10 protein-coding genes are annotated in these 12,918 nt (G+C 43.6%); 4 read left to right on the top strand and 6 right to left on the bottom strand.

Features of this window, described 5'->3' with window-relative positions; all coding sequences use genetic code 11:
* The first annotated feature begins 142 nt into the window (after window positions 1-142).
* Window positions 143-298, top strand: coding sequence for a hypothetical protein (locus AC5RDS_RS14225; protein WP_167535994.1), 156 nt, complete (start codon window positions 143-145; stop codon window positions 296-298).
* A 97-nt stretch (window positions 299-395) separates the two neighbouring features.
* Window positions 396-767: a hypothetical protein gene (locus tag AC5RDS_RS14230; RefSeq protein WP_147347694.1), complete on the top strand. Its 372-nt coding sequence runs from the start codon at window positions 396-398 to the stop codon at window positions 765-767.
* 144 nt (window positions 768-911) lie between these two features.
* Here AC5RDS_RS14230 and AC5RDS_RS14235 read toward each other — a convergent pair whose 3' ends face one another.
* The 5 genes from AC5RDS_RS14235 to AC5RDS_RS14255 form a co-directional block, all read right to left on the bottom strand.
* Window positions 912-2,291 carry a C1 family peptidase gene (locus AC5RDS_RS14235; RefSeq protein WP_046404638.1) on the bottom strand — a complete coding sequence of 460 codons (1,380 nt, stop codon included), beginning with the start codon at window positions 2,289-2,291 and terminating at the stop codon, window positions 912-914.
* A 24-nt stretch (window positions 2,292-2,315) separates the two neighbouring features.
* Complete coding sequence (gene lpdA / locus AC5RDS_RS14240) at window positions 2,316-3,707, bottom strand: dihydrolipoyl dehydrogenase (RefSeq protein ID WP_013612364.1); 1,392 nt, start codon at window positions 3,705-3,707, stop codon at window positions 2,316-2,318.
* Between the two features lie 265 nt (window positions 3,708-3,972).
* Window positions 3,973-4,773, bottom strand: coding sequence for a metal ABC transporter permease (locus AC5RDS_RS14245; protein ID WP_013612363.1), 801 nt, complete (start codon window positions 4,771-4,773; stop codon window positions 3,973-3,975).
* A 110-nt stretch (window positions 4,774-4,883) separates the two neighbouring features.
* Window positions 4,884-5,636 (bottom strand): metal ABC transporter ATP-binding protein, encoded by a 753-nt coding sequence (locus AC5RDS_RS14250; protein WP_013612362.1) that lies wholly within the window; start codon window positions 5,634-5,636, stop codon window positions 4,884-4,886.
* 1 nt (window position 5,637) lies between these two features.
* A complete protein-coding gene (locus AC5RDS_RS14255; protein WP_013612361.1) occupies window positions 5,638-6,525 on the bottom strand; it encodes a metal ABC transporter solute-binding protein, Zn/Mn family in 888 nt (295 codons plus the stop codon).
* 342 nt (window positions 6,526-6,867) lie between these two features.
* Here AC5RDS_RS14255 and asnA point away from each other — a divergent pair, with 342 nt between their 5' ends.
* Window positions 6,868-7,905: an aspartate--ammonia ligase gene (gene asnA, locus AC5RDS_RS14260; protein ID WP_013612360.1), complete on the top strand. Its 1,038-nt coding sequence runs from the start codon at window positions 6,868-6,870 to the stop codon at window positions 7,903-7,905.
* 82 nt (window positions 7,906-7,987) lie between these two features.
* On the opposite strand, the gene AC5RDS_RS14265 is transcribed toward asnA, so the two are convergent.
* A complete protein-coding gene (locus AC5RDS_RS14265) occupies window positions 7,988-11,311 on the bottom strand; it encodes a S41 family peptidase (RefSeq protein WP_371311726.1) in 3,324 nt (1,107 codons plus the stop codon).
* A 463-nt stretch (window positions 11,312-11,774) separates the two neighbouring features.
* On the opposite strand from AC5RDS_RS14265, the gene AC5RDS_RS14270 reads away from it, so the two are divergent.
* On the top strand, window positions 11,775-12,791 hold the full coding sequence (locus AC5RDS_RS14270; protein WP_494222381.1) for a hypothetical protein: 1,017 nt from the start codon (window positions 11,775-11,777) through the stop codon (window positions 12,789-12,791).
* Window positions 12,792-12,918 lie beyond the last annotated feature (127 nt).

Raw genomic sequence — 12,918 nt, forward strand, 5'->3', positions numbered from 1 at the left:
CTTAAATAGCCGGGGAGTGAACATCGGTTTTAATTTAATATTCAGATCTATGAAAAAGAACATGGAAAAAGTAGTCACTATGCTGGCAGTAATAATGGGGTTTTCTGTAATAGCATTAGCTAATATTTGGATTCCTTAGGAAATGTGGGAGATAGACAAACGAAATCCTTGTAAAAATGGGGTCTTTGTTCCCGATGGTGGGGAAGAATTTATTGATCATATTCCGGCTATTTCCGGAAATTGTATTTGTGATCCGGGATATTGGGGACCACTTTGTGAGTTTGAGGTGGAAGATTAAAGTATTTGTAACACGAGGGGGACTAAAAAGCCAAAATGTCTCTCAGAGAATTGAATATTCGAAAGGAATCTCCATCAGGAGTACGAATAAAAAGAGGATGGCTAAGACTTTATATTATAATCCTATCTTTTATATGAATTTTGGGCCTGATCCTAAAAAGAAAGCCAAATTCTTAGAGAAAGTGAAAGGAGGACATTTGCTAAATATTGTACCGACTTCTTCCGGGCGTGAAGTACTTTCCTATTTTGAGGGAGATGAGTTGATAGCCTATCAACTTACAGATAAAATATATATTTTTCAGGATACTTGTCGTTTTTATATCGAGAAAGCCGGGATCGTTTATGATGTTTTTCCGGAAGGAATAAAACCTCGTTATCGCATAAATAAAGGAGAATGTCAGGGATTTCTAACTAAAGAAGAATTTCTGACACAAGTTTTTACAAAAAAATGTCATGTGTTCGTTAAATGAAGCGGATAAATATGTGTGGAAAGAATACTGATTTAATGTGCGTTATTATATTTTTATTTTTGATAAGGCCACTGGTCACACTCGGAATTGATACAATAAATGATGAACGAAAAGGCTTTTTCGTTCATCATTTATTGTTTTCGTTTAATACATATAGTCGTAAACAGGCAACTGTACCGGTTTGCCTTTCAGGGCTTCGATGGCTTTTGCGTTGAGGTAGTTTTTGCGGATCACGATACGGAACATGTATTCATCGAACCATTTGTCGGTGAATGTCAGGTAGCCGTTGTGGCCGGAAGCTGCTCCCCAGCTGTTTTCGAACTCCCATTTTACGGGTTTGTCGTTTTCGTCGGTGTCGCAGGCCACCAGAGTCATGGCGTGGGAAGAACCGCTCTGACGGGTGAGGATACGGGCTTTTTTATCCATATCCAGTTTCACGCCTAACAGGGATTCATAATCGTACATTTCGGGATCGAGGATACCTTCTTCCCGGTTGAACTGTTTCCCTACATCGCAGGAGGCATACATCGGCTCGTTGTTTTTAATGGAAGCCAGGGCGGCCTCTTTGATATCTTCGTTGGGCAGATTGAGATAAATCCAGTTGATTCCCTCGATGGTATTCCGGTAATTCTGAATTTCGTATGTTTTGTAATATTCCCGGGTCGGATCGTTCATGATCATGATATAGTTGGAAGGACTGTAGTCGGCCGGGGTGATTTCTTTGTAGAACTGTTTCGGCGTGTAATTGGCCAGCTCTTTGATATTCCCGTCTTTATCCTTATATCTCCACGTAAACTGATGAGGAGGCTCACCCAGGCAGAGGGCCAGAATCCGGTATACTTCTTTCAGCGTAGCCATTTTAGCGTTTGTAAGTTCCTTCCCTTTTTTGCCGGCAGCAGTCATTTCGCGCAGTTCATAACCACCTTGGCGCAGTTTTTCATTGATGATGCTCACCATCTGGGAAGTATTGTTGGAATGAGCGGTTTCGGGCATCACTTCCTGAGGCACTACTCCGTATTTCTCGGCAGCATTGTAATAAAGGTTCCATACTCCGCCGTCTCCTACAGGAGCTTTGAAATATTCCACTACTGTCCGGTCGTCCATCGGTTGCTTGGCGGTTGCGATGATGTTTTCGAGGAAAAGATTCGACTTTTCGAAGATATCCCAGAAATACAGGTAGTTGTGTGAAAAATCGAATTGGCTGAGGTTGTATTTTTTCATGATCGACGGGCGTAATACGTTCATTGAGGTAAACATCCAGCACCGTCCGGAACTGAGCTGATTGGTAATGCCTTTCACATCTGCCCGGTATTTGAAATAATGGTCGATTTTACCTTGCAGATCACGGTTCAGGGCATTGCCTTTGATGTCTTTGTCGGCAGTCAGTATGTTCTGAATGGCTTTCGTAGAAGCATCCTTTTTGAAACTACTCTGGATTTCCTGCAGGTCTTTTTCGGAGAGCGCTTGTGCGAAAACTCCGGAGCAGGCCAGAAAGAGGGTCGTTGTGATTAAGGTTTTCTTCATTGTATCGGTATTTGAATTAAAAAATTACAGATGGATTACTTCGTCATAGGCAGCTGCTGCAGCCTCCATTACGGCTTCACTCATCGTCGGGTGCGGGTGAACGGTTTTGATGATATCGTGTGCGGTAACCCCTTTCTTCCGGGCTAAAACCAGTTCGGCAATCATTTCAGTGACGTTGGCACCGACCAGATGTGCACCGAGCAGTGTATGGTCCTTGGCATTGAAGATCAGCTTTATAAATCCATCGTTAGCTCCGGCTGCACTAGCTTTCCCTGAAGCGGTAAAAGGAAATTTACCGATTTTCAGTTCGTAACCGGCTTCGGCGGCTTTCGCTTCACTCAGGCCGACAGAGGCTACTTCGGGCGAAGTATAGGTACAACCCGGAATGTTGCCATAATCGATCGGTTCGGGAGTCAGGCCGGCTAATTTTTCTACACAACAAATGGCCTCTGCCGAAGCAACATGGGCCAGAGCCGGACCGTGTACGATATCTCCGATGGCATACACGCCTTCGACATTGGTACGGTAGTAGCCGTCTACTTTAATTTTACTTCTTTCCATTTCGATACCCAGTTCTTCCAACCCGATGTTTTCAACATTGGGAGCGATACCGACAGCCGACAATACCATTTCAGCTTCGTAGGTCTCGATTTGATCTTTCTTATTCCGGATATTGATTTTCAATAATTCACCACTGGTATCGATACTCTCGACGGTAGATTTTACCAATACTTCGATACCGGCTTTCTTGAACGAGCGTCCCACCTGTTTAGATACTTCTTCGTCTTCGACAGGCAGGATCGTAGGCATAAATTCCACCAGGGTCACTTTAGTCCCCATCGCATTATAGAACCAGGCCAGTTCCGAACCGATAGCTCCGGAGCCGACTACCAGCAGTGAAGCCGGTCGATGATCGAGGGTCAGCGCTTCACGGTAACCGATAATCCTTTTCCCATCCTGAGGAATGGCCGGCAATACCCGTGAACGTGCACCGGTAGCCAGGATAATATGTTTCGCTTCGTATATCGTTTGTTCCCCGGCGGCTGAAGTAACCGCTACTTTTTTATCTGCCGTCAGTTTCCCATGTCCGGGAATTACGGTAATGTTATTTTTTTTGAAAAGATACTGGATGCCTTTGCTCATTTTGTCGGCAACTCCCCGGCTACGGGCGATGATTGCCTGAAAATCGGGCTCTGCATGTTCGATCTGGATTCCGTAGGCCTCTGCATGTTGTGCATATTCGAGTACCTGAGCCGATTTTAATAAAGATTTGGTTGGGATACATCCCCAGTTCAGGCAGATTCCTCCTTGTTCGGCACGTTCCACTACAGCGACATTAAAACCCAATTGAGCACCACGAATGGCAGCCACATACCCACCGGGGCCACTCCCGATGACGATTAAATCGTAATTCATATTTCAAACGTTTTAAATTTTCTTTGCTGCCACAAAACTAATAAAAGATCAGGGATAAAACAGCGCTTTATCCGATTTGGTAGAAATTTTTTCAAGGAAACTGGAGAAAAAGGGCGAATAATTTAAAAAAGTAGGTATAATTAGTTCGTAAAGTTCTTAAAGTTGCTCCTTCGTTGCTTAAAAGTTCATAAAAAAAGCACCCGCAGGATCCGGGAACTTTATAAACTAATTTAATTTTACAATTGAACGGATGGTTATTTTTTTGTTATCTGATTTTGTTTATCAGCCAGCTGATCAGGAAAAAGAGAAGAAAACAGATTACGATGGTGGCACCGGTGGGAATATTCAGAAAGGCAGAAAGGAATAGTCCGGTAATCGAACCGGCGGTACTGACCAGGGCGGAAGCCAATAGTTGCTGTTTGAAGTTTTTGTAAAAGATGCCGGCGATAGCCTGAGGAATAGTCAGATAGGAAATGACCAGAATGATTCCGGCTAATTTCAGGGACAGCACGATACAAAGGGCGATGATCAGTGTGATGGCGATGTCTATCCGGTTGACATGCACATGGTGAGTACGGCTGTATTCTTTATCGAAAGCGATGTAGAATAACGGACGGTAGAAACGGGCGAAAAAAAGGATGATACCCAGACATAGAACCACGGAAAGGATAATCTGTTCCCGGGTAACGGTCAGGATATTCCCGAAGAGATACGACATCAGATTGGGGGCATACCCTGGAGTGAGGTAAATAAACAGGATACCGATCGCCATACCTGCCGACCAAAAGATGCCGATCAGGGAATCTTCCTTGAGCTTTTTACTGTCGGAAAGGAACAGAATTCCCAGGGCAGATAAAATCGAGAAGGCTGTAGCACCTAACATGGGAGATAACCCGAGGTAATATGAGAGTCCTAAGCCGCCGAAAGAAGCATGGGTGATTCCGCCGCTGATGAATACCATTCGTTTGGCAACGATGTAGGTACCTACCAATCCACAGCTGATACCGATCAACAACGTACTGATCAACGCATTCTGAAAAAAATCATATTTTAAAAGTTCCAGCATCTTCGATTCTTTTTATTCATTATTTCTTCTTCCTTTTTTCCTCAACTCTCCTTTTTCGTCTTTTCCCTTTTCGTCTCTTTGCCTATAGCTTTTAGTAGCTTCACCGCCTGCTACTGTTTACCTTTTTCGTGTTCCTTCAGCACCCGGTGCGGAATTTTTCCGTGAGTGATCAACTCGATGGGACAGTGGTACGATTGCAACTGTTCTGCACTGATCAGGTTAGAATTATGATAATGCAATTCCCGGTTGACACAAGCGATAGTCTTCACATAGGAACAGATAGTTCCCAGATCGTGAGATACCATGACTATGCTCAGCGATTTATTGAGTTCTTCCAGGATGGTGTAAAATTCCTTTTCGAAATTACTGTCTACATAAGTCGTCGGTTCGTCGAGGATCAGGATGCGGGGAGACGCAATGACCGCCCTGCAAAGGAATACCCGTTGCATCTGTCCGCCCGATAAATCGCCGATCGGTGCTTTCTTATATGCTCCCATACCGTATTGATCGAGTAAATCCCAGGCTTTTTGTTTTTCGGCTCGGGTATAGGATTTGTAAAGTCCCTTTTCGGACATCAGGCCGGAGAGGACTACTTCGGTGACATCGATGGGAAAACGCTGGTCGAAACGGCTGTTCTGTGGTAGATAGCCGAAGAGATTTTGTCTGGAGACGGGGTAAATGACCTCTCCGCTATAAGGCTTCAGTAACCCCAGTATCACTTTGAGCAGGGTGGTTTTTCCGCCCCCGTTGGGACCGATGATGCCAAGAAAGTCATGCTCATAAATTTTCAGATTGACTTGATGAAGAATGACTTCATGGTCATATCCGGCGCTTACATTTTTGAGTTCGAGTATGGGGGTCATGTTATTTTTCAGGCAAATATTTATCCAGGGTATCGATCAATCGGTTCATTTCAGCTGCCCAGTTTTCGGTCAGCGGGTCGATCTGAATGATTTGGCCTCCGATTTGTTTGGCTACGGATTCGGCATTATTGACATCGAATTGACTTTGGATAAAGATCATATGGATATTTTTTTCCAGGGCCAGATCGATGATTTTTTTCAAATGGGCCGGATTGGGTTCTTTCCCTTCGTCTTCGATCGAGATTTGTTCCATCCCGTAATCGGCAGCAAAATAAGTCAAAGCCGGATGATAGATCAGAAATATTTTGTCTTTTTTATGATCCAGTACTTGTTTGGCGCGATCGGCAATGCTGTCGATCTTCTGGAGAAGGGCCTGGTAATTTTGTTCGAACTGTAGTTTTTGTTCCGGATATTTTTCCGATAGTACTTCATAGACGGTAGTGGCCATAGTGCGGGCATGTGCCGGAGAAAGCCAGATATGAGGATCTACTCCGTCGTGTTCGTCACCTGCGGCATGCGTATGCCCACAGCTTCCGTGAATCAGTTGCAGGTTGGCGGAGTGATTTACGATTTGGATATCCGGGCGGTTTTCGAGAACAGGAAATAGATGGATTTGTTCGAAAGGTAAATAACCGATGGTGAAACAAAGGTCGCTATCGTATAATTTCTTCAGTTGTTCCGTACTTAGATCACAGGTAGCCGGATTCATACCCGGAGGTATCATGACATTCACCGTCAGGTAATCACCGGCGATTTGTTCTGTCAGGTATTTTTGAGGAAGAATACTGACGCTCACCAGCCGGGTAGAAATGGATTTATTTTTACAGGAAATCAGGAGGTTCCCGATCAGAAAGAAAAAAAGGAATAAACGAAAATATTTGGTAATCATTGTGTTGAATAAAATATGTAAATCAAGTTATCTGTGCTATTTAGATTCGGTAAAGATAAGCTAAATTATCGGAATTTGAAACAGTAGTGTCATTTTCCAAATCTGTATTTTGTTAAATTTTCAATCGGCATTTTTATTTTTCGATTTTTACTTTATATTTGTCATGAATGAATACGAGCCATGGTCCTTTTTAATTCTAATATCAACCTGAATAATAATTGCAATGCAGAGCGGTTGCAAAGGGGAGGTTATGGTTAAAAACGGAACAGATCAGATATATGGATGAGCCTTCCCGATGCGGGGAGGCTTTTTTGTCGGTTATAAACTTAAATTTTTACCCTTATGAAGCAATTATTTTTACCGGAAGACTACACTTCGGTCTTGGATGTATGGCAGACAGAGCATGCCATTAAATTTATCAAGGACACCTTTCAATTGGCGCTGGCTGCGGAATTGAAGTTGCGCCGGATTACAGCACCTATTGTCGTTCCTTCGGGGAAGGGCTTGAACGATAACCTGAGCGGTACTGAACAGCCGGTGAGTTTCGGAGCCCGTGTATTAGGAGGACAACGAGCCGAGATCGTACAATCGCTGGCCAAATGGAAACGTTATGCTCTTTGGCGGCATCATATTCAGCCGGGTATGGGAATTTATACCGATATGAACGCTTTACGTCCGGATGAGACGATCGATAATATTCATTCGGTGTATGTCGATCAGTGGGATTGGGAGAAGGTGATTACCCCGGAAGAACGCACGCCGGAGCGGTTACAGCTTTGTGTCGAGAGAATTTATGCGGCCTTGAAACGTACCGAATTTTTATTGAGTGAACAATTCCCGGTATTACAACCCTTTTTACCCGATCGGATTCATTTTATACATGCCGAAGAGTTGAGAAAGCAATATCCCGGTTTGTCCCCCAAGGAAAGGGAAGAACGAATAGCCTGCCAGTTCGGGGCGGTTTTTATCCGGGGGATCGGAGGAGCTTTGGGGGATGGAACGATTCACGACGACCGTTCACCGGATTATGACGACTGGTCCACTGAGGCGGAAGACGGTTCGGTAGGTTTGAACGGAGATATCATTGTATGGAACCCTGTATTACAGTCTGCTTTCGAGATTTCTTCGATGGGGATCCGGGTGGATCGGGCTGCCTTGGAAAAACAATTGTGGCTGAAAAATGCAGGGGACCGGAAAAAATTGTATTTCCACTCTCTTTTGTTGGAAGGGAAATTACCCCAAACAATGGGGGGAGGAATCGGACAATCCCGGCTCTGTATGCTCTTATTGCAGAAATGTCATATCGGAGAGGTACAAGCCGGCTTATGGCCCGATGAGGTATTGACCGAATGCGAAAAAGCCGGGGTGTTTTTGTTTTAATACCGATAAAACAGAAAAAACGGTAACAACGGAAAGCATTATTGCTATTACCCTTGTTACCGTTTTATCGGTTGGCACCTGATTATTTTATTTCCTTCATCAGGCTTTCTACAGCTGCTTCCAGTTGCAGATCACGGCCTTTCATGGCGCTGGCCGGGTCGTTGGTCACTTTGATGTCCGGTTCGAGCTGCATATTCTCCAGGATGCGGCCTTGGTTGTCTTTCATTCCTACCTGAGGAATACCGAATACCAGGCTCGGATCCATCAGAGTTTCCCACCATACGGCGGTCATCGTTCCCGGTACAGGCATACCGATTACTTTACCGAGTCCCAGTTCTTTGTAGGCCCAGGGGAATCCGTGAGCGTTACTGTAGTTGCTTTCGCTGACTAATACGGCCGACGGTTTGTTCCATTGAGTGAACGGATCTTCACCGATGAATTGGCCACGTGGAACGAATTCGGCGTATTTCTTACCGCTCAGCAGGTGTAACAGGTCTTCATGTAGCCAGCCTCCGCCGTTGTAACGGGTGTCGACGATTATCGCTTCTTTGTTCCGGTATTTGCCCAGTATTTCAGAATATACTTTACGGAAACTGGGACTATCCATGCTCTTCACATGTACGTAACCGATTTTCCCATTGGATAGTTTTTCAACCATTTCCTGGCGTTGTTTTACCCAGCGGTTATATAGTAAACCGTTTTGGTTGCCGTAAGTGGTCGGTTTCACATATTCCTCCCATTCCTTTTTGGCAGAAGGATCGTAGATTGTCAGCATTACCCGTTTACCGCTCAGGTCTTCCAGTATCTGGAAATAATCCTGTCCTTTTTTGATTTCCTGATTGTTGATTTTCCGGATAATCATACCGGGTTTGATTTTACCACTGGTTAGATCCAGCGGACCTTTCTCCAGGATTTCCTTGATCTTCAGGCCATCGCCGTCGAATGTCTCGTCGTAAAAAACACCCAGGGCTGCCGTCTGTGAAGAACTGCCGCCTCCTTTGTAGCTGGCACCGGTATGGGAAGCATTCAGTTCGCCCAGTAATTCGGCCAACATTTCGGCAAAGTCGTAATTGTTGTTGATATAAGGCAGGAAGCGGGCATATTCTTTTTTATAGAAAGCCCAATCGATATTGTGAATAGTAGGATCGTAGAATTTATCTACTACTTGCTGCCAGACGTGATCGAACAGGTAAGCCCGTTCTTCGGGTTTCTTCCATTCGAACTCGGCATTGTAGCTCATACCTTTCAACTGGCCGGAATTCATATCCACTTTAGAGATTTGTCCGCCGGAAAGCAGGTACAGGTTTCTGCCGTCTTTACTCATAACGAGAGCACCGCCTCCTTTGTTCAGTTTGGATAACATACGGGTACTTCCGTTTTTAAAGTCTCTGACCCAAAGGTCGTAACCGCCTTCAAAAGCGCTCAGGTAATATAGTTTTGAAGCGTCGTTGGTCAGTACGGCGTCGCCCAGACGGGAAGAATGGATGGTCAGGCGTACCATCCGGTCTTCCAGGTTTTCAAAGTCGATTTTGAGTTCGGGGAGCTTGTTTTCTTCTGCTTTCGCTTTTTTACCTTCTTTTTCTCCTTCGTCTTTTTTATCTCCCTCTTCTTTTTTACCTTTTTTCCCGGCTTTATCTGCTTTGTCACCTTTCTTTTCCTGTTTCTTTTCAGCTTTGGCTTTTTCTTCGGCTTCTTTCCTTTTCTGTAACTCTTTTATTTCTTTATGAAGAGCCAGTTCTTCTTTGTTCATTCTGAATTCATCCCAGGCTTCCGGATCCAGGAATAAGGCATAGATGTCGTATTGAGCTCCCCAACTACCGTGGCTACGCATACCTTGACGGTCGGTCGACCAAATGATGGCTTTTCCGTTCATCATCCATTTGGGATTCTGATCGCTATATCCACTGTTGGTCAGGTTGTGGATTTCTCCGCTGCCGTCGGCTTTTACAAGAGCGATATCGTTATGCTGCCAGCCGCCGTGTTCGAAATATTTAGCCAGGATCCACCGACCGTCGGGAGACCATTGATACCATTGGTCGCCGTCTTGATAGGAATAGTTGTATTTAGCCGGAAGTACCGTTCTCGATTTTTTGCTTTTCAGATTGATTACCTTGATTTCGGTCCGGTTTTCGAGGTAAGCGATTTCTTTACCATCCGGAGAGAAAGAGGGTTGGAAACAAGCATTAGTACCCTTGGTGATCTGCTCTTCTTCGATTTCTTTGGCATAAGCGAAAGATTTATCGTCTTTGTCTTTGATCCGGGCGACATAGATATTCCAGTGACCGTTCCGTTCACCGGCATATACCAAAGAACGGCCGTCCGGTGAAAATTCGACTGAACGTTCCTGAGTGGCCGTATTGGTGATTCTTTTCGTCGTACCGTATTCGGCGTTAGCTACATATACATCTCCGCGAACAATGAAAGCGAATTCTTTGCCGTCGGGTGACAGAGCCATCTCGGAAGCTCCCCGGTTCCAATTCATTTTAGCAATAGGGGATTCGGTATTGTCGGCGATGATATCAACCGCTAATTTTTTCGGTTGTTTTCCGGGTTGCAGGGTGTAGATCTCTCCGTTGAAAAAGTAACACAACAAGCCGTCTTCAGAGCTGCTCAGGAAGCGGACCGGATGTTTGCTGTGTTTGGTGATTTGTTTGATGTCCGAAGGATTTTTCAGGGACATTTTGCATACATTGAAATCCCCGAAACGTTCACTCAGGAAATAGATGTTTTCGTCGTTATCGGCGAATACCGGGTTGCGGTCTTCCACCTGTTTGTTCGTCAGGTTGGTAAATTCCCCGCTTTTCAAGTCGTGAATCCAGATATCCCGGCATACGGAAGATTTGTGGTGTTTCCGCCAGTTGTCTTCATATCCTTTATAATCGTGATAAATGATTTTATCGCCTTTTTTGTTGAAATTGATGTCGAAGGCGTCGAACGTCAGAAACTGTTCCGGCCGTCCTCCATCGACACTGATCTTGTACACCTGCCCTCCACTGGGGAACTGGCCGTATTCTGCATCGGGCATGACATTGGAACGATAGAGGATTTCTTTACCGTCGGGAGTGAAACATACGGGGATTTCGCTGCCTGAATAATAGGTCAGGCGGGTAGGGGTGCCGCCGCTTACCGGAACGGTATATAGGTTCAATCCTTCGTCCCGGGCAGAAGTGAAAGCGATGGTTTTTCCGTCCGGTGACCAAACAGGCCGGCTGTCATAAGCCGGATGGGTGGTCAGCTGGGTAGCTCTACCACCTTCACTGCTTACCAGAAAGATGTCTCCTTTGTAACAGAATGCGATGGTTTTTCCGTCGGGAGAAATCGCCGGATAACGCATCCATAGCGGATTTTCCTGAGCTGACAGCCCGGAAAAAACAAGGGCTAGAAACCCTGTACAGATAATTTTGATCAGGTTCATGTTTTGCTATAATTGATGTTAAATTTATATCCACCCTCATTTGAAATCACCCGAAATCGAACGACCTCGGTATAAAACGGTGTTAAAAGTAGTGATTTTAACTGTAAAGCGAAATCGGTTGCAGAAGTTTAACGAAAAATTTGGATTTGGACTTGGATAAACAAACGGGGCTGTTATAGAATGAATGGTATTCTCCAAACAGCCCCGGAAACCGATATACTTTTATTTTATAGATAATTTTTAGGTAAAGTATAATTACAGTGTCTTAACTGAAATAGATAATAGTATATTATAGAATATTTTATTTTTGCAAAATAATATAATTATTATTTGATTTGTAAACTAATCTGGATTTGTATTCAGACTAGTTATTGGGAAAATAATAATTTTTATTCATTTTAATTAAATATTGTAAAAGTGTTTATTCTTGTCTCTGTCATAATTTAATAGGTGTATGATGAAAAAATATCTTTCTCTATTTTTTATCCTGCTTTCGATGGCTTGTAGCAAAAAGAATCGGATCACTGAATTGAAGATGCCTCCGGTGATTCATCTGACCGGTGAAAAGGTTGAAACTATTCTGCCCCGGTGTTATGAAACCGGTGTATTGGTAGACTCTTTTTTGGTACTGAAAGAAAAATGTACGGATACCATGTTTTATCTTTTCAGTACGAACACTGACCGGGAAATTTTTCGATTTGGAAGGGAAGGACGGGGCGTTTGTGAGTTTTATTATCCTTTTTTTCTAGTTAACTCCTTTGCTTATGATTCGCTGATTATTTACGATAGCCCTGCCGCTACGTTAACAAAAATAGATTTAGCTGCCCTTGTGGAAAGCCGGGATATAGCGAAATGCGTAAATTCGGAGCATTTATATAGAAACCTGAATTTTATGTATAACTTCAATAAGATAGATTCTGCTTTTATCGGAACTTTTATCGAGAAAGACGAGGGGCTTTTTTCCTTTTGTAACCGAAATAACGGAGAGATAAAAAATACGGATTATGTTCCTTATTATTTTTATGAAAAGGGACGTAAAGATGCTTATTGCCATCATGTACTAGTTTCTGAAAAGGACAATTCGATTATCGTCCCGTTTAAATATATGAATTTAATTAACTGTTATGATTTGGATGGAAATTTAAAGGTGACCTATGCTTTGGATTGGATCAAAGAAGAGATAAATACACAAATTCGGGTGGATGAACATACGACAGTAACTTTTTATCGGACTTATGCTACCCGGAATCGGTGTTACTTGGTTTGGGATGGACATAAAATTGAAGAAGAACTTCGGAAATATCCTGCTAAGATTGTGGTGATGAACTGGCAAGGAGAATTGGAAAAGGTATACCAATTGGATAATTTTGCAGATTTTATCATCCCGGATGAAAAACAGCGTATGATTTATGTTGGAGTATATAATGCCGGATTGGAGTTTGTCGAAATCTACAAATACCCGATGCTTTAGAATAAAAAAACGTCCCCGAAAGGACGTTTTTAGGGATATTCAGTAAATGTCCCTATAAAATACAATGGCATATGAAGATGCCCCAGTATAATCACTTCATATGTCATTTTTATTGTCATTTTTCTGT

Source organism: Odoribacter sp., assembly GCF_985060555.1.